Source organism: Leisingera sp. ABD4_442 (assembly GCF_056160905.1).
The window spans coordinates 121,196-144,576 of the sequence record NZ_JBSWYB010000010.1; the positions used below are offsets into that span (position 1 = coordinate 121,196).

At 61.7% G+C, this 23,381-nt stretch carries 25 protein-coding genes; 8 read left to right on the top strand and 17 right to left on the bottom strand.

Features of this window, described 5'->3' with window-relative positions; genetic code table 11:
* Positions 1-66 precede the first annotated feature (66 nt).
* Positions 67-972, top strand: a complete 906-nt coding sequence (locus ACXAHG_RS10625; protein WP_475057140.1) for a LysR substrate-binding domain-containing protein — start codon at positions 67-69, stop codon at positions 970-972.
* Positions 969-1,145 carry a hypothetical protein gene (locus ACXAHG_RS10630; protein WP_475057141.1) on the top strand — a complete coding sequence of 59 codons (177 nt, stop codon included), beginning with the start codon at positions 969-971 and terminating at the stop codon, positions 1,143-1,145. Before ACXAHG_RS10625 ends, ACXAHG_RS10630 begins: the two co-directional genes overlap by 4 nt.
* Before the next feature lie 261 nt (positions 1,146-1,406).
* Here the strand turns inward: ACXAHG_RS10630 and ACXAHG_RS10635 are convergent, their stop codons facing one another.
* Genes ACXAHG_RS10635 through ACXAHG_RS10645 form a run of 3 tightly spaced genes read right to left on the bottom strand, consistent with a single transcriptional unit; the run spans position 1,407 to position 3,196 of the window.
* Positions 1,407-2,012 (bottom strand): transmembrane anchor protein, encoded by a 606-nt coding sequence (locus tag ACXAHG_RS10635; RefSeq protein WP_475057143.1) that lies wholly within the window; start codon positions 2,010-2,012, stop codon positions 1,407-1,409.
* A gap of 17 nt (positions 2,013-2,029) precedes the next feature.
* On the bottom strand, positions 2,030-2,752 hold the full coding sequence (locus tag ACXAHG_RS10640; protein ID WP_475039444.1) for a HupE/UreJ family protein: 723 nt from the start codon (positions 2,750-2,752) through the stop codon (positions 2,030-2,032).
* Positions 2,753-2,791: 39 nt separating this feature from the next.
* Entirely contained in the window at positions 2,792-3,196 is a 405-nt protein-coding gene (locus tag ACXAHG_RS10645) for a hypothetical protein (RefSeq protein ID WP_475057145.1), read from the bottom strand.
* Positions 3,197-3,232: 36 nt separating this feature from the next.
* On the opposite strand from ACXAHG_RS10645, the gene ACXAHG_RS10650 reads away from it, so the two are divergent.
* Genes ACXAHG_RS10650 through ACXAHG_RS10660 form a run of 3 tightly spaced genes read left to right on the top strand, consistent with a single transcriptional unit; the run spans position 3,233 to position 5,256 of the window.
* Positions 3,233-3,493, top strand: a complete 261-nt coding sequence (locus ACXAHG_RS10650) for a metal-sensing transcriptional repressor (protein WP_475039440.1) — start codon at positions 3,233-3,235, stop codon at positions 3,491-3,493.
* A gap of 7 nt (positions 3,494-3,500) precedes the next feature.
* Positions 3,501-4,826 (top strand): MFS transporter, encoded by a 1,326-nt coding sequence (locus ACXAHG_RS10655; RefSeq protein ID WP_475057146.1) that lies wholly within the window; start codon positions 3,501-3,503, stop codon positions 4,824-4,826.
* A gap of 1 nt (position 4,827) precedes the next feature.
* Positions 4,828-5,256, top strand: a complete 429-nt coding sequence (locus ACXAHG_RS10660) for a YqaA family protein (protein ID WP_475057148.1) — start codon at positions 4,828-4,830, stop codon at positions 5,254-5,256.
* A 189-nt stretch (positions 5,257-5,445) separates the two neighbouring features.
* Here the strand turns inward: ACXAHG_RS10660 and ACXAHG_RS10665 are convergent, their stop codons facing one another.
* The 10 genes from ACXAHG_RS10665 to ACXAHG_RS10710 form a co-directional block, all read right to left on the bottom strand.
* Positions 5,446-6,459, bottom strand: a complete 1,014-nt coding sequence (locus ACXAHG_RS10665) for an alpha/beta fold hydrolase (RefSeq protein ID WP_475057149.1) — start codon at positions 6,457-6,459, stop codon at positions 5,446-5,448.
* A 64-nt stretch (positions 6,460-6,523) separates the two neighbouring features.
* Entirely contained in the window at positions 6,524-8,176 is a 1,653-nt protein-coding gene (locus ACXAHG_RS10670) for a BCCT family transporter (RefSeq protein ID WP_475057151.1), read from the bottom strand.
* A gap of 108 nt (positions 8,177-8,284) precedes the next feature.
* Complete coding sequence (locus ACXAHG_RS10675; RefSeq protein ID WP_475057153.1) at positions 8,285-9,082, bottom strand: ABC transporter ATP-binding protein; 798 nt, start codon at positions 9,080-9,082, stop codon at positions 8,285-8,287.
* Between the two features lie 29 nt (positions 9,083-9,111).
* Positions 9,112-10,167 (bottom strand): ABC transporter substrate-binding protein, encoded by a 1,056-nt coding sequence (locus ACXAHG_RS10680; protein WP_475057155.1) that lies wholly within the window; start codon positions 10,165-10,167, stop codon positions 9,112-9,114.
* Positions 10,168-10,237: 70 nt separating this feature from the next.
* Entirely contained in the window at positions 10,238-11,083 is an 846-nt protein-coding gene (locus ACXAHG_RS10685) for an ABC transporter permease (protein ID WP_475057156.1), read from the bottom strand.
* Between the two features lie 24 nt (positions 11,084-11,107).
* Positions 11,108-12,550: a glutamine synthetase family protein gene (locus ACXAHG_RS10690; protein ID WP_475057158.1), complete on the bottom strand. Its 1,443-nt coding sequence runs from the start codon at positions 12,548-12,550 to the stop codon at positions 11,108-11,110.
* Between the two features lie 162 nt (positions 12,551-12,712).
* Entirely contained in the window at positions 12,713-13,111 is a 399-nt protein-coding gene (locus ACXAHG_RS10695) for a cupin domain-containing protein (protein ID WP_475039422.1), read from the bottom strand.
* 3 nt (positions 13,112-13,114) lie between these two features.
* The gene (gloA, locus tag ACXAHG_RS10700; protein ID WP_475057160.1) at positions 13,115-13,552 is read right to left on the bottom strand and encodes a lactoylglutathione lyase; all 438 of its coding nucleotides are present in this window, start codon (positions 13,550-13,552) and stop codon (positions 13,115-13,117) included.
* A gap of 19 nt (positions 13,553-13,571) precedes the next feature.
* Entirely contained in the window at positions 13,572-14,675 is a 1,104-nt protein-coding gene (locus tag ACXAHG_RS10705; RefSeq protein ID WP_475057162.1) for an aromatic ring-hydroxylating oxygenase subunit alpha, read from the bottom strand.
* A gap of 79 nt (positions 14,676-14,754) precedes the next feature.
* Entirely contained in the window at positions 14,755-15,138 is a 384-nt protein-coding gene (locus ACXAHG_RS10710; protein ID WP_475057163.1) for a hypothetical protein, read from the bottom strand.
* Between the two features lie 54 nt (positions 15,139-15,192).
* On the opposite strand from ACXAHG_RS10710, the gene ACXAHG_RS10715 reads away from it, so the two are divergent.
* Both ACXAHG_RS10715 and ACXAHG_RS10720 read left to right on the top strand, forming a co-directional pair.
* Positions 15,193-15,639: an Lrp/AsnC family transcriptional regulator gene (locus tag ACXAHG_RS10715; protein WP_475057165.1), complete on the top strand. Its 447-nt coding sequence runs from the start codon at positions 15,193-15,195 to the stop codon at positions 15,637-15,639.
* A 239-nt stretch (positions 15,640-15,878) separates the two neighbouring features.
* Entirely contained in the window at positions 15,879-16,796 is a 918-nt protein-coding gene (locus tag ACXAHG_RS10720) for an MYG1 family protein (RefSeq protein WP_475057167.1), read from the top strand.
* Positions 16,797-17,140: 344 nt separating this feature from the next.
* On the opposite strand, the gene ACXAHG_RS10725 is transcribed toward ACXAHG_RS10720, so the two are convergent.
* The 4 genes from ACXAHG_RS10725 to ACXAHG_RS10740 form a co-directional block, all read right to left on the bottom strand.
* Positions 17,141-17,311: a hypothetical protein gene (locus ACXAHG_RS10725; RefSeq protein ID WP_475057168.1), complete on the bottom strand. Its 171-nt coding sequence runs from the start codon at positions 17,309-17,311 to the stop codon at positions 17,141-17,143.
* A 68-nt stretch (positions 17,312-17,379) separates the two neighbouring features.
* Positions 17,380-18,705 (bottom strand): HlyD family type I secretion periplasmic adaptor subunit, encoded by a 1,326-nt coding sequence (locus tag ACXAHG_RS10730; RefSeq protein WP_475039412.1) that lies wholly within the window; start codon positions 18,703-18,705, stop codon positions 17,380-17,382.
* A 12-nt stretch (positions 18,706-18,717) separates the two neighbouring features.
* Positions 18,718-20,871: an ABC transporter transmembrane domain-containing protein gene (locus tag ACXAHG_RS10735; RefSeq protein WP_475057169.1), complete on the bottom strand. Its 2,154-nt coding sequence runs from the start codon at positions 20,869-20,871 to the stop codon at positions 18,718-18,720.
* Positions 20,872-20,893: 22 nt separating this feature from the next.
* On the bottom strand, positions 20,894-22,189 hold the full coding sequence (locus ACXAHG_RS10740) for an ATP-binding cassette domain-containing protein (protein ID WP_475057170.1): 1,296 nt from the start codon (positions 22,187-22,189) through the stop codon (positions 20,894-20,896).
* A gap of 325 nt (positions 22,190-22,514) precedes the next feature.
* On the opposite strand from ACXAHG_RS10740, the gene ACXAHG_RS10745 reads away from it, so the two are divergent.
* A partial coding sequence (locus ACXAHG_RS10745; protein ID WP_475057171.1) for a cadherin repeat domain-containing protein occupies positions 22,515-23,381 on the top strand: 867 nt, incomplete at its 3' end.

Below are 23,381 nucleotides of genomic sequence, written 5' to 3' on the forward strand. Positions count from 1 at the left end.
TTCAGGCCTGTTCACAGCAAATCAGTATTGCTATTATTTTGGCGTAGAAAAACTCAGGCTTAGATCATGGCGCTTGCCCCCATCCGCCCCAAAGGGCCGCATCTGAATGCGTTGCGCGCCTTTGAGGCCGCCGCCCGGCTGGGTAGCTTCACCGCTGCGGCGGATGAACTGTCGGTCACCCCCGGTGCGGTGACCCAGCATATCAAGTCTTTGGAAGCCTGGGCCGAGGCGCCCTTGTTCTACCGCAATGCCCGCGGAGTGGTGCTGACACCGCTGGCAGAGGAACTGCTGCCGGGGTTCACTGCGGCCTTTGACCAGCTTGGCCTGGCGGTGCAGGCGCTGCGCACCAAGGCCGCGCCGGGCAAGATCAAGGTTGCGGCACTGCCGTCGATTGCCCAGCTGTGGCTGCCGCCGCGTCTTGGCCGGCTGCGCAAGGCCGCACCGGAGATTGCGGTGTCAGTCGTGGCGATGGAGACCCCGCCGAATCTCACGCGCGAACCCTTTGACCTGACATTGTTCTACAGCGCCAGCCCGTTGCGCGCCGATGAAACGGAAGTTTCAAAAGACAGGATCTTCCCGGTCTGCGCGCCGGAGATTGCCGCCCGCCTTAGCACGCTAGCCGATCTGAACAATGAGACGCTGCTGCATGACGGCGCCTGGGCCAAAGACTGGGACATGTGGCTCAGCGCCCAGCCCGATGGCAGCGCCGTCACCCGCAGTGGCACCGTGCATTCGCTGTTTGCCGTCGCCCTGGAAGAAGCGCGCCATGGCGGCGGTGTCCTGATCGCGCATGAGGCCCTGGTGCAGCCGCTGCTGGACAGCGGCGAGCTGGTGCGCCCGTTTCCAGCGGGCCTGGAGCTGCCCGCCAGGATTGTTGCAAGAACCGCCCCGGCCTTTGCCCGTTCCCCCATTTTCAGCCAGGTTCAGACCTTCTTGCTGGGCGCTGTCCAGGCACGTGCAAGCGACCGTTGATCAGCCCGGCCGCGGTTTTGGCGGCCGCTGCGGAAGTCAGGCTTGCCTTCATTGGTCCGGAGTTCCGCAAGATCGATGTGAACGAAGCAAATCAGATTGCGTGCGTGCCCTCCTGGCAGATTTGTTGTGCAAATCGCCTGCCGGCAGCATTACGTGGCGCATCCATGGCCTAACTGTCCCGTAGGGCATCCTTCCATTCCATCGAATGGATCGCACCATCCATGGGATCAAACACCTAGGTCTTGAAAAAGCTGCCTGCGCGCCTCCGGTCCACGTCAGGATAGCTGTTGCTCTATGGCAGAACGTAGTTTCGCGGCAAACAACGCACCCTGTGCGCGCACTTCCCGCGGCCCTTGAAGGCGACGCTGACAATTTGCTGAGACGTGCGGCAAGGCCGCCATCCGCGATTTTGGGGCGAATGGCGGCGCAGATGCTTAGTAGGTCTGTTTGATACCGCTGTATGCGCCGCGCAGGCGGACAGTAACAGTGACGTCGTTGCTGGTGCGGTTGCGCCAGAACCAGCCGTGGTTGCCAGTGAACTCTGCCTTCAAAACGCCGGTTGCACCCGGCACGCCGCGGCCTTTCTCGTAGGAAATCGAATTGCCGCCGCCGTCGCCGTGCAAGTCGTAGTTCACCACGCCCTCGGAAACTGACCAGTCAAAAACCGCTTCCGCGTCCTTGTCCATCACCAGCTTCCACTCAACGCCCTGGCCGGGGGTGAGGGAGAAGGAGAACTCATCCTTCCAGGCCGGGGCCTCTTGCGCCTGGGCGCTGGAGACGAAGAGGTTCAGGAAGCCGCCGGACGGCTGCAGCCCGGCCTGCTGGTCGGCTTCGGCCTCTTCGGCAAGCTGGTTTTTGATCTCTCCCATTTCGGTCAGGCCCAGCAGGCGGCCGATGCCGGTGGGGTCGATGGCGTATTCCGAGGGCAGCACCACGGTGATCAGGATCGCTGCAGCCGAGGCGGCGGCGATCACGGTGGATTTTACCAGTTTTTCCGGGGTGGGCAGGTCTTCGGCTTTGGGTTTGTCTGCGTTGTACATGTTTGAATTTCCTATGATCAGAGGGAGAGGGCGAGGCCGGTCAGCTGATATCCCATCAGCACAAAGCCAGCCGTCATCATCACGACATTTGCGGTATAGGCGTGGCGCCAGAAGCTGTCGGAGCGGCGCCACCAGCTCATCCCGATCAGGATGGCCGAAAGCGCCAGCACCTGGCCGATTTCGACGCCGGCGTTGAAGGCCAGGAGGTTGACCAAGAGCCCGTCGGGGGCGATGTCGTAGTCGAGGATCTTGGTCGCCAGCCCCAGCCCGTGGAAGAAGCCGAAGATCAGCGTTGCGGCTTTGGTATTTGGCTGCACCCCGAACCAGTGCTTGAAAGCGCCGAGGTTGTCGAGCGCCTTGTAGACCACCGAAAGCCCGATGATGGCGTCGATCAGAAAGGCGTTGACGTGCCAGCCGAACCAGACGCCAAGCAGCATCGTGGTGGAATGGCCGAGTGCAAACAGGCTCACGTAGATTGCCACGTGGTTCATCCGGTAGAGGAAGAATACCACGCCGAAGAGGAACAGGATATGGTCGTAGCCAGTGACCATATGCTTGGCGCCGAGATACATGAAGGGGATCAGCTTCACCCCCCAGATCTCCTGGATATAGCCGGCATCGCCGGGAGTGACGTTATGGGCAGCCGCCATTGTGGCGCTGAAGATCAGCACCAGAGCCGCCAGCAGGACAGGACCCGGGCGCGCATGGCGCTTGGGCCTGCCGAAAGGGGCAGAGTTCATTGATATTCTCCGTTGGTTTGGATGTGTTCTGAGGGTTGGTCAGGACATCCAGACGCGCGGAGGCCGCTTGTTGAGAAAAACGGGACCCGGGCGCCATGACGGCCCGGCGGCAGAGACCGCCGCTTCGGGGATATCCGGCGCTTCGGAGAAGGCGCCGCGGACAAGCAGCACCGGGCTGTGGTCATGATCGGCAACGTCATGGCTGTGGCCATGCAGAGCCCAGGCGAGATCTTTTTCGAACCCGTGGCTATGGCCATGGGATTCGATGATCTCCCCATGGTCCTGGATTGCAGCAAGCGCATCCGGGATGTGGGACCTGACTGGCAAGAAAGACCAGCACACAAAGCACAGGCAGAGGAGAGCGGCCAGGCCCCGCTGCACCCATCCCGTCCATTTTCCGGCAATTCGCGCCTGTGCCATGTCCCTGCCTTTGGCTCTTGCCATCTTGCTTTATCCTCCCTGGGAGGATAGCTCGTTCTTATGATGGAAATACACCGGCATGCAAGCCACCCCAAGCTCTCCGCGCGGCTGAAACGTGCCGAAGGCCATTTGAGATCTGTCATCGGCATGATTGATGACGGGCGCCCCTGTCTCGACATCGCGCAGCAGCTTCAGGCGGTGGAGAAAGCCATCCGCAACGCCAAGCAGGTGCTGATCCATGACCACATGGATCACTGCCTGGACGGGGAAAACTCCGAAACCGACCGGGCCGAACTCAAGGCCATCTCACGCTATCTTTGAGGCAACCATGCTGGACGTTTTGTCTGACCGCACCTACCGGCACCTCTTCCTGGCCCAGCTTGTGGCACTTCTGGGAACGGGCCTTGCGACTGTCGCACTCGGGCTGCTGGCCTACGATTTGGCGGGCGACAGCGCTGCGATTGTGCTGGGCACGGTCTTCACCATCAAGATGGTGGCCTATGTGGGGATTGCCCCGGTTGCGGGTGCCTTTGCGGACCGGGTGAACCGCCGCCGCCTGCTTGTCGTGCTTGACCTGGTGCGGGCGGGGGCGGCGCTGGCTTTGCCCTTCGTGTCCGAGGTCTGGCAGGTCTATGTGCTGATCTTCCTGCTCCAGTCTGCCTCGGCGGCCTTCACGCCGACGTTCCAGGCTACCATCCCCGATGTGCTTCCCGACGAGGCGCGCTACACCCGCGCGCTTTCGCTCTCCCGGCTTGCCTACGATCTGGAAAACATCATCAGCCCGACAATGGCGGCGCTGCTGCTGGCGCTGATGAGCTACAATACGCTGTTCCTGGGCACTGCGGCGGGCTTTGTCGCTTCCGCGCTTCTGGTGGTTTCAGTGATGCTGCCGAGCCCGCAGGCCGCGCAGCCGCGGGGAATTTATGACCGTACCACGCGCGGAATACGCATCTATCTGGCTACCCCGCGCCTGCGCGGCCTGCTTGCGCTCAACCTTGCGGTTTCGGCGGCCGGGGCGATGGTGCTGGTCAACTCGGTCGTGCTGGTGCGCGGTTTGCTCGGCCTGCCGGAAAGCGCGCTGGCCTGGACGATGTTCGCATTCGGGGCGGGCTCCATGGCGGCGGCGCTGCTGCTGCCGAGGCTTCTGGACCGGGTGCCTGACCGCCCTGTCATGCTGTCGGGTGCTTGGCTCATGATCCTTTCGTTGCTGGGGCTCGCTGTGGTCACTGCCGCATCAGGCCTGCACTGGGGGGCTCTGCTTTCCGCCTGGCTGCTTGCGGGCTTCGGGTATTCCGCAGTGCTGACCCCTTCAGGCCGGCTGCTGAAACGTTCTGCGCACCCCGAGGACAGGCCAGCGGTGTTTGCCGCGCAGTTCGCCCTGTCGCATGCCTGCTGGCTTGTCACCTATCCGCTTTCCGGCTGGCTGATGACACAGTTCGGCGCCATCCCCGCGCTGGTGGTCCTGGCCGCGTTGGCTGGAACAGGGATCGTGGCCTGCCTGGTGCAGTGGCCAGGCGGAACAGCCGGGGAAATAGAGCATACCCACGACGATCTGCCGCCTGATCATCCGCACCTGCGGGAGCACGGAACCAGCGGCCACAAGCACGAGATTATCATAGACGATCTGCACCGCAGCTGGCCCATGCGCTCCTGATATGCCCGCCTTAGCCGGTCTATTCGCGGCGGCCTTTGTGGCCGCAACGCTCTTGCCTGCACAGTCAGAGGCCGTGCTTGCCGGAATGCTGATCGGCAGCAGCCACCCGGCTTGGCTGCTTCTGGGGGTGGCAACGGCTGGAAATGTCCTGGGTTCAATCGTCAACTGGGCGGCGGGGCGGTATCTCATGCATTTCTCGGACCGCCGCTGGTTCCCGGTTTCGCCTAAGCGGCTGGATCAGGCTTCGGCGTGGTATGGAAAATGGGGCCGCTGGAGTCTTTTCGGGTCCTGGGTGCCCGTGATTGGAGATCCGCTGACGCTGGCCGCGGGGATCTTGCGTGAACCGCTTTGGCGCTTTGCGCTTATCGTGACCATTGCGAAAGGCGGAAGGTATCTTGCTGTTGCGGCTGTTGCGTTTTCCGCAACCTGACACCTACCGGCTCCGTATCCAGGTTTGTCTTTGACCGGAACATCGGCCGCACCCTGTTCCGGCTGCGGTTTTGAAAGCGGTCAGCAGCCAGGCGTGAGGCACCCGTTTCCGGAACCTTGCCGATGTGCACGCAGACCGGGACTGGCGGCTGCCGCCAAGGGCGGATTAAGGGTGCTTGCGGTTGCGAGGCTAGTTGCTCAGCAACTCTTGGATATTGGCATCCAGTTGCGCGGTAAAGCCTGCGTCATTGCCCGGATTGGCGGCGCAATGGCCCCAGGGGGAGTCATAGGGGCGGAATATGGCTTTGGGCATATGGCGGGCCTCAAGCTCGTTATCTGCGGGCGGGAAGTAGAGGTCCTGGGTGCAGGGCATCAGGATGGCGCGGGCCTTGATGGCTTTCAATGCGGCTTCGAAATTGCCGTTGTAGAGTGGCCCGGCAGAGATGTCGCCGGCCTGCCAGGTGGCGAGCTTGGCCAGCAGGTTGTTGGCGTCCCAGCCCTGCACGTGGTCCTGCTCCCAGTCCTGCAGCAGGTCCTCGATGGTCTCGAACCCCAGCTGACGGTAAAGGTGCGCGCGGTAGAAGGTTTGCGAAAACGCCCAGCCGGCATAGACCCGGCCAAAGGCCTTGAGGCCTGCCTCGGGCGGGGTGGTGTAGTTGCCGCCGTTCCAGTTCTGGTCGGCGCAGAGGGCGGATTTCACACCTTCGAGGAAGACGAAATTGTGCGGCGAGGTCTTGGCCGAGGTGCAAAACGGCAGGATCGCCTGAACCATGTCCGGGTATTGCGCCGCCCATTGGTAAGACTGGCAGCCGGCCATGGACCAGCCTGCAACCAATGCGATTTGTTCGATACCCAGGTGATCATGGATCAGCCTGTGCTGGGCGGCGATGTTGTCCCACATCTGCACCAGCGGGAAGCGCGGGCCGTCCTGCGGGGCAGGGGTATTGGAGGGCGAGGAGGAGCGCCCGTTGCCAAACAGGTTGGGGCTGACGATGAAGTGCTTTGCCGGGTCGATGGCGCGGCCGGGGCCGAAGAAGCCCTCGTTGCGGGAATTGGTGCCGGTGTAGAAGGTGGGCAGCACGATGACGTTGTCGCGCGCGGGCGACAGGGTGCCATAGGTCTGATAGGCGAGCTTGGCGTCTTTCAGGACGTCGCCTGACAGAAGCGGGAAGTCACCTAAGGCAAGAATTTCATAGTCCGGCATTTTGAGGCTCTTCTTTCATGAAAATGGGATGCGCCCCGGCCTGTTCCCAAGCCGGGGCAGGGTTTTATTCGGCAGGGCTGCTTGCGTCCTCGCCGTGGCGCGCCCGCATGCCGTCGCGGATCACCGCCTTGAACAGGGCGATGCCCATCAGCGCCATCACCACTGAAAACGGCAGCGCGCCGATGATCATCGCGGTGTTGATGGCACCCAAGCCGCCTGCCGCCAGCAGGGTGCCGATCACCAGCGTCAGGGCGGCGCCCCAGACGATGATGTGGATCTTGGGTTTCTGCTGGGCGTCGCCGCCGGCCGCGATAGTGTTGATGATCAGCACCGCCGAGTCTGCCGAGGTCACCAGATAGGTGAGCAGCAGCACCACGATGACGGCGGTCATCAAGAGCGCCAGGCCGGAGGGCAGCATGTGGTTGATCATCGCAAACAGCTGCGAGGAGATGCCGGCACTGGTGATTGCATCGCCTGCATCGCCGTTCAGGGTGAGGTCAATGGCGGTGCCGCCGACAAAGGTGAACCAGACAAAGCACATCAGCGACGGCACGATCATCGCGCCCAGAACGTACTCGCGGAAGGTCCGCCCGCGCGAGATGCGGGCCAGGAACAACCCGACGAAGGGGGCGAAGGCAATCCACCAGGCCCAGTAGAAAATGGTCCAGCCGCCCTGCCAGCCGGCCAGCTGGGTGGCAAGGCTGTCTGCGACGCCGTCGCCCTTCCAGACCGTGACCGCCATGGCTGGGAAGGCGATCAGATAATCCCAGAGGCCGATGAACAGGCTCTTGAGCGCAAAGATCGTCGAGCCGAAGATCAGGAAGAAGGCGAGCAGGAAGAAGGACAGCCCCATGTTGATGTTGGAGAGCCACTTGATCCCCTTGCCGACGCCGGACAGCGCAGACAGCGTGGAGGCCAGCATCACAATGCCAAGGGCGATGATCATCGCGGTGATGGTGGGGGTTCCCTTGGCATCCATCATCCATTCAGCACCGGTGATGTTGAAGATGCCGGAGGCAAATTGCGACACGCCATAGCCCAGAGTGACCGAGACCCCGAGGATGGTGGCAATCACCGAGACGATGTCGATCACATGGCCCAGCGGGCCCGAAAGCGCATTGCCGAACAGCGGCGTAAGGCCGGAGCGGATGGTCAGAGGCAGCCCGCGGGAGTAGCTGAAGAAACCCAGCGCCAGGCCGACAATCGCGTAGCAGCCCCAGGCGGAAAAACCCCAGTGCATGAAGGACCATTTGTAGGCGGACCGAACGCTGCCGGCAGTGGAGCCTTCTGCCTGGCCCTGGATCACGTCGGGGTTGGTGGCAAAGTGGTAGATCGGTTCGGCGGTGGCGTAGGTCAGCATGCCGATGCCGATTCCTGCACCGAACATCATGGAAAACCAGGAGAAATTGGAGAACTCCGGCTTCTCGTCCGCAGCGCCCAGCTTCAATCTTCCAGTCGCCGGCCAAACCGCCAGCGCGACGCAGACCACGATGTAGAACGCCATCACATACATGTACCAGCTGCCGGTATTGGCATCGATGGCGCCACGGATGCTTTTCAGTACGGCGCCGGCCTGATCCGGCCAAACCGCGGCCCAGAGGATCAAGAGGCCGATGGCGATCTTGGAGCCCAGGGCAACCATCCTGTTGAAACCGCGGTAGAACCCCTCGTCATGGGTGTCTATGTGCAGATCCGTCATCGGTGGCTTTATTGGCATGTGTCTTTCCTTCCTGTCGGGAGTTTTGTGCCTTGCGTTTGCCGCAAGTGCGGTTTTGCGGCCCGTTCGGGCCTGCGGAATTCGTGAAGTCCCTGTTTCACGTATGGGTCAGGCGTCTTCTTCCTGCCTGGCTTCGTTGCGCATCAGCTGCATGATCTCGCGCTCGCACTCGGGGTAGCCTTCGAGCTCGACCAGATCCTCTTTGCTGCGGATCTCTTTGCCCTTCTTGAAATCCAGTTCGAGGATGGTCTTCAGGCGGCCGGGATGGGCAGACAGGAAAACAATGCGGTCGGCGAGGAAGATCGCCTCCTGAATGTCGTGGGTGACCAGCAGGATGGTGGTCTGGGTGGTGCGCATGATGTCCAGCAGCATTTCCTGCATGTGCCAGCGGGTTTCGGCATCCAGCGCGCCATAGGGTTCGTCCATCAGCAGGATTTCCGGCGCGTTGGCCAGGGTGCGGGCGATGGCAACCCGCTGTTTCATACCGCCCGAGAGGGTCTTGGGGTAGGCGTCGCGGAACTTGGTCAGATGCACCAGGTCGATGTAATGCAGCGCGCGCTCGCGGCGTTCCGCCTTGGGGATACCGTTCAGTTTCATGCCGTACTCGACGTTTTCGAGGACGGTCAGCCACGGGAAGGAGGTGTAGCTTTGGAACACCATGCCGCGTTCACGGGCCGGGCCGTGGATCGGGCGGCCCTCCAGGCTGAGCGTGCCGCTGGTGGGCGTATGCAGCCCCGCGACGATGTTGAGAAGCGTGGACTTGCCGCAGCCGGAGGGCCCCAGAAGCACGCAAAGTTCATTGCGGGCCACCGAGAAGGACACATCGCGCAAGGCCTCGACCCCGCCGCCGCGTGTGGGGAATGTCTTGCAGACATTCTGGACGGATAGAATGGTGCTGGATTGCATGATGCGCCCCTCTTCTCAGGTCAGGTGGGTCAGCCGCGGTAGCCGCTGTCGTAAAGCTCCTTGTGAAGGGTGCATTCGACGCCGGTTTCAGGCGCCTTGACCTCTTGGATCAGGCCGAATTTGACCCACCATTCGCTGACCAGGTTCCAGTGGTCCGACATCTGGCCGTTGGTCTGTTCAAACGGCGGGTTGCCCGGCGCCGCGCCGCAGAATTGCGCCGCTTCTATGAAGTCATAGACATAAAGCCCGCCATCCAGCGAAGTGCCGTCCTTGCCCAGCACCAGTTCGACGTCGGCGATGCTCATCCCCATGCCCTTGGCGATGATCTCGTTGCCCTCGGCTGGGTTCTGCTTCCACCAGGCAATGGCGTCATACATGGCCTGCATGGTCTTCAGGGCCACATCGCGGCGGTCGTTGATCAGCGCATTGCTCATGTAGTGGCCGTCCGCGACAACGGCGTTCTTCAGCCAGAAGGGTTCGTCCGATTGGGTCAGGATGCTGGAACCTTCCAGCGCTTTCAGCGTGTTGGTGCCGTAGGGTTCCCAGAACTCTGAGGCCGCCACGCCGCCGCCGATCATCGCCGCAAAGGCATCGTCGGCGATGATGTTGCGGTAGACGACGGAGTCATAGGCGGCGCCGTTCTGCTCCAGCCACATGGCGACATAGATCTGCGCCAGGCCGCCTTCGAGCACCGCAACCTCTTTGCCGGCCAGGTCGGCGGCGTTTTCAATGCCGGGACCCGCGACGACCTTGTCGGTGCCGTTCGAGAGGTTGCCAAAGGCCACCAGCTTGACCGGCAGGCCGCGCTCGACGCCGACAGGGGTGAATTCGGCGGTGGAGGAGACCACGTCAAGCTGGCCGGCGGCAACCAGGTTGAAGCTTTCATAGGGGTCCTCGATGGTCTGGTACTGAATGTCCAGATCCGGGGCGAGGCCCTTTTCTGCCGCGATGTGCCAGAATCCGTAGCCCGGCCAGGTGAAGCCCGCGATCTTGACGCTTTCTGCGGCCCATACGGGGGCGGCGGCGCTTGCCAGTGCGAGGGCTGCAATGCAGCCACTGGCGGATTTCAGCAGTTTCTTGGTCATCGTCACGATACCTCCCTTGCGACGTCATGTTGTTGTTTGGCCTGTTGTTCTCGGGTTCTGCTCTGGCTCCTCAGGAATATTCGTCAAGATACTGGAATGCCCGGCGGTGCAGCGCCCGCAGCAGGTAGTCGAAGATCAGCCCCAGAAGGCCGATCACCAGGATGCCGGCCATGATCTGATCCACATGCAGGAAACGTTTGGCGCGCATCATCATGGCGCCGATGCCGGCGTCGGCGGCGGTGATCTCGGCGATCACCAGATAGGTCCAGCTGACCGCCAGCATTTGGCGCATGGCGATCACGATGTTGGGCAGGGCGGCGGGGACAACGACGGTGCGCAGCACCTGCCAGCGGGAGCCGCCCAGGGTCACGGATGTGTTGATCAAATCCTTGGGCACCGCCTTGGTGTGGTCGGCAATCAGGGTGATCAGGAACCAGATCACGCCGATAAACAGCAGTGCCAGTTTTTGGGCGTCGCCCGCCCCGAACCACATCAGCAACAGGGGAATGAAGGACGGGGCGGGCAGGTAGCGCCAAGCCGAGACGAAGGGGGAGAAAAACGCTTCGACCGATTTGAACGCGCCCATCAGAATGCCGAGCGGCACCGCCACTGCGCAGGCCAGGGCAAAGCTGAACATCACCCGCCAGACACTGACCAGCACATCGCCGAGAAAACCGTTCTCGGCAAACAGCGTGTAAAGCGCTGTCAGGACCTTGCCGGGCCCTGGCAGCAGGATTGCGGGCATCACGCCGGACCAGGCGGCGATCTGCCAGATGGCAAAGAACAGGACCCAGACCGCCACCCCGAGGGTGATGCGCCAGGACGCGGGGATATCCGATTTGAACTCGAAGATCCGCAGTTTCGGGCGCGTGTCCTTGGCCCGGGTTGCTGGTATCGTCCGAAGGGCCTGGGTCATGGGTCTGTCCTTTGCTGGGAGGGCTTAGTAGAGGCGCAGGTATTCCTGCACTTCCCAGTCGGTGACCGACTGGTGGTAGCGTTCCCATTCGTCGTTCTTGTATTCCAGGAACGATTTGCGCATCACCGGGCCCATCACATGTTCGGCCATCTCGTCATGGCGCAGCGCCTCGATGGCGTTGAACAGGGTGCGGGGCAGGCGGCGGATGCCGAGTTCCTGCAGTTCGGCCTCAGTTTTGGAATAGAGGTCGAAGTCGGTGGGCTTGCCCGGGTCGATCTTGTGTTTGATGCCCTTCAGCGCGCAGCTCAGGTGCATCGCCATCGCCAGGTAGACATTCATCGTCATGTCGCAGGCGCGGTTTTCGATGCAGTGGCGGCTTTGCGGCAGCCGGAACTGGGCTGAGCGGTTGTTGAAGCCGTAGGTGATATTGGTCGGCGCCCAGGTGACGGTGCCGCCCTCAAAACCACCCACCCGTGGCACCAGGCCGTTGTAGGAGTTCACGGTCGGGCAGGTGATCGCGGTGATCGCCTCGGCGTGTTGCATCAGGCCTCCGACAGCCCAGCGGCTCTCATCCGACCAGTCGCTGCCATCGGCGGTTTCAAAGATGTTCTGTCCCGGGCGGCTGTCATGCTGCATCGACATGTTGATATGCGCGCCGGAGCGCCAGTCGCCCACCGTCGGTTTCGGCATGAAGGTCACAAACATGCCGTGCTTCTTGGCCACCTCTTTCAGGGTGATGCGCAGGAAGGCCAGCCGGTCGGACATCTCCAGCATGTTGGTATAGTGGAAATCCAGCTCGAACTGGGAATAGGCGCCTTCGGCCACCACGTCATGCAGGTTCCAGCCCAGGCCCTCGATGATGTCGATCATGTCCTTGAGGAAAGGCATCGAGTCGATGGAGTATTCCACGTCATAGCCAAACGCCTGGCGGCGCGGGCTGATCGCCTTGCCCAGATCGTCGTCAAAGGCTTTCACCGGCAGGCCGTTTTCATCGTATTTCATTACGATGAATTCAGGCTCAACCCCGGCATAGCCGGTGTAGCCTTCCAGCTTGGCCTCATGCATGGCGCGCTTCAGCGCCTGGCGCGAACAGACGTTGTAAGGTGCGTCTTCCCAGTAGAGATCGGAGAAGATGATCGCCATCGAATTGTCCCAGGGGCAGACATAGACGGCGTCGAGATCCGGCACCACCACCTGGTCGCTGTCGGCGGGGCTGAGCTCCGGCACGAAGGAGATCGAATGCACCGCGAACTGCGGGCCCTTGCCCAGGCAGAGCGGCTCAAAATCGCTCATCGGCACCGGTTTGGTTTTGGGGATGCCGTGCAGGTCGATCCAGGCGGCCATCACGTATTTGACGCCGGCCGCTTCCAGGCGTTCGCGCACTTCGGGGATGCGCGGGCGGTTGCGCTCCACAGCGTCGTGGAAGCTTTCGTAGTAGATCTTCTCTTCGGGATTGGCCTTCAGCATCGTTGTTCCTCCGTTGGAAAGGCAATCGTTTTCTGTTCGCTGCCCGCGGCCGGTCAGCGTTGTTTTGGTTTTGTTTTCTGCAGTAGCCTGGCGGAAAAAAGGGGTGGGCAGCCCGTCGCCCGGGGTCAGACTAGGGCGCCCAGTCACCAGGAGTTGCGTGTGTTAGCCCGGAACGAAGTCCGAGGGATCAATGCCCGGTACCTCGGTGATCCCGGCCAGCTGTTTCCAATTATGCGGATAGGCGGCGTAGAAGATCACGCATTTGCCGTCCGCCTCGTAAGAGATATGGTTGTCCTTGGGCACAAACAGCACGTCGCCGCGGTTGCAGATGTATTCCTTGCCGTCGCAGACCAGGCGGAAGGTTCCCTCCAGGCAGTAGATGATCTCGTCGCAGGTCAGGTCCCACGGCACCTTGATGTTGTTCAGAACATTGATACCGCCGCACATGGACTTGCTGAATTCACTGGTGACCATCGGCTTGATGTAGGTGTCGCTGTCGCCCATGGAGTCATAGCGCTCCTGGACCAGGTCGAATTTGAAGAGTTGAGGTGCGTCGCCCATGGGTTAGTTCCCCTCGCTGGCAAGGTGTTTCAGGATGCTCTCGTTCAGTTCGACCTTGTAGCCGTCCGGGTCCTCGCAAAAGGCAATAACCCGGGTGCCGTTCTTCATCGGCCCCGGCGGGCGGGTGATCTTGACGCCCGCCGCGGCCAGCTGCTCGCAGGCGGCATAGACGTCCGGGGTCTCAATGCAGATGTGGCCCCAGCCGTTGCCCTTGTCGTATGGCGCTTCCTGGTCCCAGTTGGCGGTGAGTTCCAGGGTCGGGAACTCTGCCTCCGGGCCGTAGCCGATGAAGGTGTTGGTGAATTTGCCTTCGGGATAGTCGGTGCGGCGCAGCACCTCCATGCCCAGAATTCCGCAGTAGAATTCCAGCGATTTCTCCATGTCCATCACCCGCATCATCGTGTGAGCCAGGCGGAAACCCTTGGAAATGGGTTCACTCATTGGTCTTGTTCCTTGTTCTTCACTGTTGCGCTGGCGCGCTGGCCAAATCGCGTTCGATCAGGTCCTGGAAGGCGCGCACGCTGTCCTCCCAGGCGGGCGACAGCAGGCCGCCGCCGGCTGCAACCGGGGATTTGCGGCCCTCGTACATGCGTTCGACCATTTCGTGGTCTTCCTTGTGGACATCCCACCAGAGGTCCTTGAGGCCCTGAACTTCCTCGGCGGTCAGCTGCTGGCCTTCGGTGGTGTAGAGCGCGCGGTACTGGCGCATCTTGCCGGGGCCGATGGGGACATTCAGGTAAACCCCCAGCTGGTCGGGGAAATACCGGCCCAGGATGAAGTTGGGATAAAGCGTCAGGTAGCGGGAGCTGACGCCGAGGCTGCCGGAAGTGCCGATCTCCTCTTTCAGGTCCACGGCGCTGCCAATGCAGTTGCCGTCGGTGATGGTGTAGTGATCCTCCAGCGGCTGGTCGGTGGTCGAGGAATGCACGAACTGGACATGGTAGGGCTCGATGAAGTTCTCCATGATCAGTTTCCAGTTGGTGCCGATCTCGCCGAAATCGAGCAGCCCGACAGGTTCCAGCTTGCCGTAGTCGATACCTTCCAGGCGGCTGATCAAAGGCGCGGCATAGTCTTCGAACTCAGGCGCTGTGCCGTCCAGGTTGACGAAGATCCAGTCGTGCCAGACATGGGTGCGGACCGGCTTCAGGCGGTGCTCCTTGAGGTCAAAGCCGTCAAATTCCTGCTTGCCGGTGCCGGCGAAGTGCGGCGCTGCGCGCAGGCGGCCTTCCAGGTCGTAGGCCCAGGCGTGGTAGGGGCAGCGAATGAGCTTGCCCACATTCTTGGGCTTGTCGACCAAGGTCATGCAGCGGTGCAGGCAGACGTTGTGAAACACTTGGATGCTGCCGTCCTGGGCGCGCACCGTCAGCAGTGGCAGGCCTGCGCAGCTGACCGGATTGGCGTCGCCCGGATTGGCGATCTGATGCGCAAACCCAACAAACACCCAATTCTGTGACAGGACCGTCCGGCATTCCTGCTGCCAGATGTCTTCGCTGCGGTAGGCGTCTGCAGTCAGGCCATGCTGCGGCCCGCCGGCTACCCGCGTTTTTTCTTCGGCAATTGTCATTCGTCCTCCCTTCGACACTGCCACATGCTGCACGCCCTTGGGGGTGTGTGCATGGAAACTGTCCCTGTGCCGGCTGCCCCTATTGGGATTTGCGCCATTCGCAGGGATTGAACATCATGCTTGCGAAAATCGTGTGCTTTGGCAACAGTTTTTTACGATTTTCGTTACATTGCGGAATTTTCAGGCAAGAATCAGGAGAGTGCTGTTCAGAAAACGCCATGAGGGTGCGAAATTCGCATGGGGTGGCCATGTTGCAGCCGGGAATCGCAATGTATAGCAAGGGAAAAAGCCGGATTTCGTGCCTGCCGCCGGGATTGCTTGGTGTGGCAGGGTAAACCGCGGGTGTCTGGACCTCCGGCTGCTTGTATTTCTGCATGAGTGGTTTGCGGATTCCGCTGTGGGTGCCTATGATCGGCTGCGGATACAGTAACCGGGCAGCAGGCAGATGGCAGGCAAGCAGCAATCATCGGCGCGCAGCAAGCGCGCCAGTCAAAGCATCCGCTCTCCAGGGGATGATTTGAACCAGCAGATCATCCGGCTGCTGCAGCAGGACGGGCGGATGGCCTTTTCGGAAATTGCCCAAAAACTGGACGTCTCCGAAGGCACCATCCGCAACCGGGTGAGCGGCCTGAGGGAAAACAACATGCTGCGGATCGTGGCGATGTCGGACCCGGTGGCCACGGAATACACCACCGATGCGATGATCGGGCTGAACGTGGCGGCCGGTGTTACCCCGCGGCAGGTGGCAGAACGGCTGGAGAGTGATCCGCGTGTTGTTTTCATACTTTGGGTCGCGGGACGCTATGACCTGATTGTCGAGCTGGTCAGCGATGACGCCGATGCGCTGAAAGCGTTTCTGGAGCATGAGATCCACGCCAGCGACGATATCGCCAAGGCGGATGTTATGTTTGGTTTGAAGAACTTTAAGAACCAATTCCTGCTGAAGCGGGATGTGAAGGACTGAGGTTAGGCTGCCGTTTGCGGTTGCCCGTAAATTGGGTTCACAGCGGTACAAAAAGGGAAGGTGGCGGTGCGCCTGCCATATTTAGCTCCAAAGACCTCCGTCCGGGCCTGAGCACTAGCTGCTGCAACCGGTGTTTCTTCGCACATAGCATTTCGGCCTTCCATCTGGCAGGGGTGCCCGGGTAGGAGAGCGCAGCGCAGGCCGCCGGTCTGCAGATCGTTTCAGCCACAGGGGGCCAAATGACCGTTCAGCACCTTGTCACCCATTCCGGCGGATTTCATGCGGATGAACTGCTGTCGACTGTGATCCTCAGCCGGTTGTACCCCGCGGCAAAGCTGGTCCGAAGCCGGGCGCAGGAGTGGATCACGCCGGCGCCGGACAGAGTCATCTATGATGTGGGCCGCGGCTATGATGCCAGGGCCGGGATCTTTGACCATCACCAGCGTCCCAATCCGCTGCGGGGGGACGGCCTGCCCTACAGCTCCTTCGGGTTGATCTGGAAGCATTTCGGCCACGCCTATCTGCGTGACCTGGAGGTGCTGGAGCAGGATCTGGAGGAAGTCCACGGCAGCATAGACCGCAGCTTTGTTCTGCCGGTCGACCTGATGGACAACGGGGCGCTGGAGCCATCCGCGGCGGGGCCTTTGACAGCGCTGACTTTGCCGGTGCTGCTGGAAAGCCTGAAACCGGTCTTTGACGACCGCAGCCCGGAAGCGGAGGACCAGGCCTTTGCCGCGGCACTGCCGGTGGCGCGCGCCTTTGTCGAGGCTGCGGTCAAGGGCCAGGCGGCCAAGCTCCGGGCAGAGGCGGTCGTTATAGCTGCCATCGAGGCGGCCGGGCGGTCGCACATCCTGGAACTGCCGGCGGGGATGCCTTTCCGTACAGCCATCGAGAAGGCCGGTGCGGCACATCTTCTGTTTGTCATTCACCCGCGCGGCAGCGACTGGGCGCTGACCACGATCCGTAAGAGCGGCGACACTTTCGAAAGCCGTGCCGATCTGCCGGCGGCTTGGGCTGGTTTGACGGATGCCGCCCTGGAAAAGGTTTCCGGCGTGCAGGGGGCCAAGTTCTGCCATAATGCCCGCTTTATCGCTGTCGCTGAGACACGCGAGGCGATCATTGCGATGGCCAGGTTGGCGGTGAAGGACTGCAGCTGACAGGCTGTCCGGCTTCGTGCCAATGAGGCACAACCTTGCATCCCATTCGACTCTCATCGGCACGGCGCAAAAATATGTTCTTAATCAACTTTTTGCTGCTTTCTATTCTGCTCGCTGAGGCAAAAGCAAGCCTTCCCTTAGCCAAGAAAAGGGCCCGCGAATGCGAACCCTTTGTGCGGCTTTCGGTTTAGCCGCATCTGCTATGGCTTGCTGATTACCTCTAGGCGTTTCGCCCGTTCGGCGATGTTCCGGCAGTCTGGCGCAGTGAAGGGTGATAGGGCTTTGGGGAGACTGGGGCCCTTCTTGAACGCTTTCTAGATCATCTCGAGCGTGGCGATTTCCTTTCAGCGCCTCCGGCACAACTCGAATGCCCCAATCATGAGCTCAATGACCAGTGCCCGGCGTGAGCAACATTCAAAGCCCATCCGCTCCAGGAAGCCGACATTCACTACCGCCTCGACATCCATCTCAGCAAGTTCGGCATTAGCATCAACAAGTTTGTTCAGCTCGATCATGTCAGGGCCTTGGCCGGATCAGGAGGAAAGCCGCCTTTCCGCTAAGATCAGGTTTGCGGTCGTGGTGATTAGCGTTCCCGGAAGGCGCGCCCAATCGGCTCGGTTATGGGCGAAAGCACATAGTCAAGCACGGTACGTTCGCCAGTCCGGATCGCTGCATTGACTTCCATTCCGGCAGTCAAGCGGCGGCTTAGGGCCGCTCCTGGCGCTTTGTCATCTGCAAAGGAAATCCGCACCTCGAAGTAAGCCTCTTTGCGGTCATTGAGGCGTGAGTTTGGCGAGATTTCGAACACCTCACCTGCTTGCACGCCATACCGCCTGGGATCAAAAGTCGTCGACTTCAGTTCAACCGGATCACCCACCGCCACATGGCCGATGTCCTCCGGCCGGATTTCCACTTCGGCGATCAGGCGGTCCTGGGTTGGCAGAATCTCGGCAATCGGCTCACCTGGGGCAATAACCTCGCCCGGTCCGGTGACATGCAGCTTTTGAACAATTCCCGGCACCGTTGCCAGAATCGTCAGCCTCTGTTGCCGTGCAGCGTTGTCTGCCAGGGCTTGGGCGACCAATGCCAGAGCCTCTTCCTCTGCCTCCAGTTCCGACAGCAGGCTGTCCTTGATCCCCGCGACAAATTCCTGTTCTTGGCGGCGGGCCTCGTGCAGGTTGCGCTCGCCATCTGCCAGCGCAGCGAAGGCGCGCAAACGATCGCCTTCGATCTCCAGGGTCTGAGCACGCAGACGGCTCAGCGCGGTGGTGCTGAGCAGCCCCTTGCGGTGCAGGGTGCTTGCGGCAGATTGCTCGATTGCAAAGGCTTCTTCCCGGCGGCGCGCATTGTCGAGGATTTGCTTACGGATTCCCAGCGCCCGCTCCAGCTCCTGAACTCTGGCCTGATGGCGGACACGGCTGGCCTCAAACGCATCAAGCTGCACCAGCAGCCTGTGCCCCGGTTCCAATTGGCCACGGGCTGCGCTCGCGGATAAGGTGCCGCTGATCACCGCCACAACTGCCTGCAAGCGGACCGTGTCCCGCTTCAAGGCAGTTTCCCGCAGGGACAGCTGCCCCTGTTCTTCTGTCAGCAAGCGTGCCGAAAGGCGGGCGACCGGAGCGCCCGCCTCCAGGAAGTCGCCTTCGCGCACAAGGATTTCGGCCAGAACACCGCCATCGGGATGTTCTACCGGGCGGGCGTTCGACGAAGGTACGATACGCCCCTTGGCATAGGTCATTTCAGGCAATTCCGCATGCCAGGCCCAAACCGCCGCCGCGAGCAGCGCAGCCATCAATATCCGCGCCACCTGGCGGGCCGTGCCTGTGACTGGCGTGTGGATGACATTCAGTCCACGCTTTTTCGCCTCATCCAGGCTTGGTGTCCAAAAGGCTGTTGACCTCTGTTCCATCTCGCGTTCTCCTTACCGATCGCCGCTGGCATGAGGGCCGAACAGGTATGCGGAAACCTTTTCCCGCCCCTTGCGGCCCTTACCGTTCAGCACTGTCCGCCCTTGCTGCAAGACTGAGAACTTGTCGCCCAAAGCGAGATCCTCGGGCCGGTTCGAAACCAGCAGTGTGGCGCTGCCCGCCCGCCGCCGGGCAATCGCGGCGCGGATCAGGCTGGCATGGCCGGAGGCCAGCCCCTCGCACGGCTGATCGAAAATGCGGACCGGGCCGGGATGCAGCAGCGCCCGCGCCGCGGACAGGCCCTGCAGCAATTCATGCGGCAAGCGGCTGCAGGCCTCGACTGTGAGGCGGGTGTCCATGCCCTCCGGCAAGGCGCCGACTTCGCGCTGCACCCCGGTTTCCTCAAGAACATCCAGGACCTGCCGCTGGGAAACGCCGGGCAGCGCCAGTTCGAAATTCTGCCAGATGGTGCCATAGACAAAGGCCGGCTGCTGTGGGGCAAAGGCAATGGCCCGGCGCAAGTCATCGACCGGGATCTGCCGCTGGTCGGTGCCATTGAACAAAACCCGCCCCGCAACAAGCTGATGCAACCCGGCGAGGGTTTCTGCCAGCAGGGTCTTTCCGGACATGTTTGCGCCCGATAATACCGTTATTTCATCCGGTTGCAGCATCAGACTCGCCCCGGCCAGAACCAGATCGCTGCCGCCAGGCAGCCGCAGCGCTGCCTGCTCCACAACCACCGGTGCTGCAACAGACGGTGCGGTCCGGGGGGCTGCGTCGCGGCGCAGCTCTTCCGGCTGAGCCAGCACCCGGTCGATATCCCGCAGGCTTTGACGGACCGCCATCGCCTGTCCGGCTGCCCTCGCAAGCGACTGAACTGGTGACAGAAACCGCCAGATCACCACAAGTAGGGCGACGAAGCCGCCGATGGTGAGCTCCCCCTGGATCGCCATTCTGGACGCCAGCAGCCCGCCGGCGACACCGGAAAGCAGGATCAGAAGCTGCGAGGCATGGGCCGAAAGCTCAATCAGGTATTGCTGCCGCATGGATGCGTTCAGGACATTGCCGAGCGCAGAGTGGAACCGGCGCTGCCAAGGGGCGGTGCAATTCAGCCGGCGCAGATGCCAGCGCTGCGCCGTAACCGTCTCGCAAAGCTGGCGCCATTCCCGTGCAGCATCGTTGGCACGCACCTCCTGGCGGCGCAGATGCGGAGCGAAGGCCAGCAGGAAAGCAACCTGCGCACCCGCCGCAGCCAGCGCTGCGAACCCAACCGGCGGTGCGATGTAAAACAGCAGCGCACCAAAGATCAAAACAAAGGGCGCATCCAGGCCAACTTGCATCAATGGCCCCACCAGCGCATCCCGGACCGTTTCGAACTGCTTGAGCCGGGCCCGCTGCTGTTGCGTGGTTGACTGCTGCTGCGCGGCATCCGGCAGCGCCATCAGCTTTTCCAGCAGTGCGAGGCTCAGCCGGTGCTCCAACTGCGCAGCCAGGCTGACCAGCGTGCGGCTGCGGATCCGGCGAACCGCCAGTTCGGTTGCCAGCCCAAGGAACAGGCCCGCGGTCAGCACCGCAATGACCCCCGGCACGCCCGCCGGGATCGCGCGGTTGTAGACAAGCACCACAAAGACCGGTGCCAGCAGACCGGCAAAGTTTATTGCGGAGGAGGCAAACAGAAGCGGCCAGACGTGGTCCTGTACGCCTTTCAACAGTGCAGCAGTGCTGTGCGCGGCGGGCCTGCGGCTCGCGGCAGCGGATGGCAGCACCGATAGCCGGGCTTCCTCCGGGCTGGCCGCCGCGGCGGCGGTCCCATCGGGATAGCCAAAGACCCGGAAGCTTCCGTCCGGAGATATGAGTAAACCAATTTCAGGATCGTCCGGACCGGCCGGCGAAGTGTCCTTGCCACGCAGGAACGGCACTCGAAGCGCAATAAGCGCATCGCATAGGTCCCAGCCATCATAGCGGTCCCGCGCGTGCGGCAGGGCAGCCCGGACCTGTGCCTCGCTTGCTTCCCAGCCGCCAAGATGCAGCAGGGACGCCAGCAGCGCCGCGGCACGGGCCGGTTCCGCCCCGTCCCGGCGGTCTGTTGCCCAGTCCAGCAAGGCTGCGTTCGGCAGGAGAGCCTGCGCGCTGTGCCTTTGCCCGATTCCGGTGCTGATGCTGTTCATAGCTGATTTTCCCCCTGCTGTGTCATGCCGCCCCACTGGAATCCGCTTTGCCGGGCTCCAGCCGGATGACGATATCGGCAGCATCGAGAACCGCCTGCGTCGGACGGGTTAAAACGCAGGTCGTCTTGCCGCGCAGCGACAGCAGCATAGTTTCGAGCGCGCGGGCACCGCTGGGATCCAGATCCGCAAACGGATCCTCCAGCAACAAGACGACAGGCTGCGCTGCAAAGGCCCGTGCCAGCGACAGGCGCCGGAAGAAGCCCGGGCTGCCAACCCCCTGGCCGTCGCGGGCAACCCGGCTGTGAACACCCTCCTGGAGCAGCGCCAGTTGGCCGCTGATCCCCAGATTTTCAGCCGCGCTTTGCAAGGCCTCAGTGTAGCCTTCCGGATTGAAGGCCGTGAGGTTTTCCAGGATGTCGCCATCCGTGACCACGGGCTGCCGGGGTTCGAACACCAGGCCTGGCGGTGCCGTAGGGGCATGCGGGTCCGCATAGCCGGCCCCTTCAAGCAGCACTGTCCCTTTGTCTGCACGGGTTTCACCCGCAAGGATCTGCAGGAACACGCCGCTGCGGCAACCGATCCCACCGTCGACGGCAACCAGTTGGCCCGGCGCAGCCGCAAAACTGATGTCTTGAAACCAATTCCCCATTTGACCGGGGCGGCTGAGCGTCAAGTGCTGCACGATGAGCCCGCCCGTGGCGGCCGTCCGGTAAGATCCCGCCGCGGCGTCCGTCACCCCTGTAACTTCTGCCAGCCCTTTGGTCCGCGCGGACGCATCATCCTTGACGGCGCTGAGGAACGTCAGCTGGATCACCGGCTGCACTGCACGCCCGGTTAGCAGCATGCAGGCTGCCAGTTCTGCCACCGGCAGTTTGCCTTGGATGGACAGCCAGCCTCCCAAGGCCAGGATGATCAAAAGGAAAAATACAGAAAACACCAGGTCAACGGAAACCTTGACAAATTGCTCCCGAACCGCGTGGCGCAACCCGAGCACCCCCATCAGGCGGTCGACCGTGGCTTCCTGCCCCAGTTGTTCCAATGCTTCCGGCGACCCCTCAAACAGCGCATCCGACAAGGCTTTCCCTGCCTGTTCACCTTCCGCGCATGCCGTTTCCAGCACGTAGTGTGTCCGGGCGGCCTTCAAGGTGAAGTCGATCAGCAGGACGGCAATCAGGACCAGGAATATTCCAAACAATGTGCTGTGGGATGCATTTGGTATGACCCGGCCGAACACAAGCAGCATGCTTATTGGAAGCGCAAGCGTGAACAGGTTGATCACGATTGCCGAAAGGATTGAATCCGCATCAAGACTTTTCATGCCTGCCCAAAGGGCGGCAGCATCTGGCGGGCGTCTCCCCATCATCGTTACCCTAACACTAATAAACCACTATAGATTGAGTATCCGGAATCCCCCTTTATCGCTGGTAAAGACACGCGCCTTAATGGGGACAATTTTACAGCAAGTGAGTCATCTAATTAATCGCTCTCAGCGTGCGCCGATGGTATTAACAAAATGAAAAGCTACTGGCGGCCGGTTCTTTAACACCCCTCCGTCAAAGCTCAGTGTTTTGCGTTTTGTGGCAGTGTTTGCCAGGGAGGCCGTATTGGCTGAAGAAAATCCGTTCGGCGCTGGGAGCGCCGGAATGACCGGTGGTGGACCGGTTGAAAACCGCATCGAAGAAATGGAGCGCGAACTGCGCACAAAAACTGCCAACACCGCACCGAAGTTCGGTGAGGGGGATGGTACGGACGATGGTGAACGGCAGTCGCTCTTGCACCGTGGCACCATGGATTATCCCGGAATGGAACGGGCCGGGCGCGATGACTGGGACATTTTTCCGAAGGAAGATGAGAGTTCGATTGACCAATCCGCACCCCGGCCGCCCAAAACCAGTCAATTGGAAGACCTGCAAAACACGCTGCCTGAGCAGATGGGTGTTTCACAAGAGTTTTCCGAAGATCCCAGGGATGGCGCCGGTGACGTCTTTGATTTGCCGATGGCATCAACCGAAGCGGCTTCTTCCGGCAGTTCACCCAGAGAAATTGAGCCGCTGTCCCGGCCTGCGCAGAATTTGGCTTCTACCGGCAATCCGCCGCTCTCTGATCCAGGCCCGGTGGACCCGAACCCTACCGACCCGGACCCGGTGGATCCGAACCCGACTGATCCAGACCCGGTAGACCCGACACCGACCGATCCGGACCCGGTGGATCCGACACCGATCGATCCGGACCCGGTGGATCCGTCACCGATTGATCCAGACCCGGTGGACCCGGACCCGACTGATCCGGATCCAGAGGAACCCGAAGTCAACAGCGCTCCCGATGAGCCGGCCTTGGATAACGCCGTGGTCGCCGAGAATGCCGCGGGCGCCGCCATCGGCACGGTCTCGGCCAGCGATCCCGACGGCGATGTGCTGAGCTACAGCGTTGATGACGCCCGCTTCGAGATTGTCGGCACCACCCTCAAGCTGAAGGACGGCATCAGCCTCGACCATGAGGCCGAGCCCACG

Coding starts and splice junctions, on each gene's coding strand:
- ACXAHG_RS10650 (WP_475039440.1), top strand. CDS start 3,233: ATGATGGAAATACACCGGCATGCAAGCCACCCCAAGCTCTCCGCGCGG.
- gloA (WP_475057160.1), bottom strand. CDS start 13,552: ATGAGTGAACCCATTTCCAAGGGTTTCCGCCTGGCTCACACGATGATG.
- ACXAHG_RS10645 (WP_475057145.1), bottom strand. CDS start 3,196: ATGGCAAGAGCCAAAGGCAGGGACATGGCACAGGCGCGAATTGCCGGA.
- ACXAHG_RS10720 (WP_475057167.1), top strand. CDS start 15,879: ATGACCGTTCAGCACCTTGTCACCCATTCCGGCGGATTTCATGCGGAT.
- ACXAHG_RS10730 (WP_475039412.1), bottom strand. CDS start 18,705: ATGGAACAGAGGTCAACAGCCTTTTGGACACCAAGCCTGGATGAGGCG.
- ACXAHG_RS10685 (WP_475057156.1), bottom strand. CDS start 11,083: ATGACCCAGGCCCTTCGGACGATACCAGCAACCCGGGCCAAGGACACG.
- ACXAHG_RS10695 (WP_475039422.1), bottom strand. CDS start 13,111: ATGGGCGACGCACCTCAACTCTTCAAATTCGACCTGGTCCAGGAGCGC.
- ACXAHG_RS10740 (WP_475057170.1), bottom strand. CDS start 22,189: ATGAAAAGTCTTGATGCGGATTCAATCCTTTCGGCAATCGTGATCAAC.
- ACXAHG_RS10725 (WP_475057168.1), bottom strand. CDS start 17,311: ATGATCGAGCTGAACAAACTTGTTGATGCTAATGCCGAACTTGCTGAG.
- ACXAHG_RS10635 (WP_475057143.1), bottom strand. CDS start 2,012: ATGTACAACGCAGACAAACCCAAAGCCGAAGACCTGCCCACCCCGGAA.
- ACXAHG_RS10735 (WP_475057169.1), bottom strand. CDS start 20,871: ATGAACAGCATCAGCACCGGAATCGGGCAAAGGCACAGCGCGCAGGCT.
- ACXAHG_RS10680 (WP_475057155.1), bottom strand. CDS start 10,167: ATGACCAAGAAACTGCTGAAATCCGCCAGTGGCTGCATTGCAGCCCTC.
- ACXAHG_RS10640 (WP_475039444.1), bottom strand. CDS start 2,752: ATGAACTCTGCCCCTTTCGGCAGGCCCAAGCGCCATGCGCGCCCGGGT.
- ACXAHG_RS10670 (WP_475057151.1), bottom strand. CDS start 8,176: ATGCCAATAAAGCCACCGATGACGGATCTGCACATAGACACCCATGAC.
- ACXAHG_RS10665 (WP_475057149.1), bottom strand. CDS start 6,459: ATGCCGGACTATGAAATTCTTGCCTTAGGTGACTTCCCGCTTCTGTCA.
- ACXAHG_RS10660 (WP_475057148.1), top strand. CDS start 4,828: ATGCCCGCCTTAGCCGGTCTATTCGCGGCGGCCTTTGTGGCCGCAACG.
- ACXAHG_RS10625 (WP_475057140.1), top strand. CDS start 67: ATGGCGCTTGCCCCCATCCGCCCCAAAGGGCCGCATCTGAATGCGTTG.
- ACXAHG_RS10655 (WP_475057146.1), top strand. CDS start 3,501: ATGCTGGACGTTTTGTCTGACCGCACCTACCGGCACCTCTTCCTGGCC.
- ACXAHG_RS10675 (WP_475057153.1), bottom strand. CDS start 9,082: ATGCAATCCAGCACCATTCTATCCGTCCAGAATGTCTGCAAGACATTC.
- ACXAHG_RS10705 (WP_475057162.1), bottom strand. CDS start 14,675: ATGACAATTGCCGAAGAAAAAACGCGGGTAGCCGGCGGGCCGCAGCAT.
- ACXAHG_RS10690 (WP_475057158.1), bottom strand. CDS start 12,550: ATGCTGAAGGCCAATCCCGAAGAGAAGATCTACTACGAAAGCTTCCAC.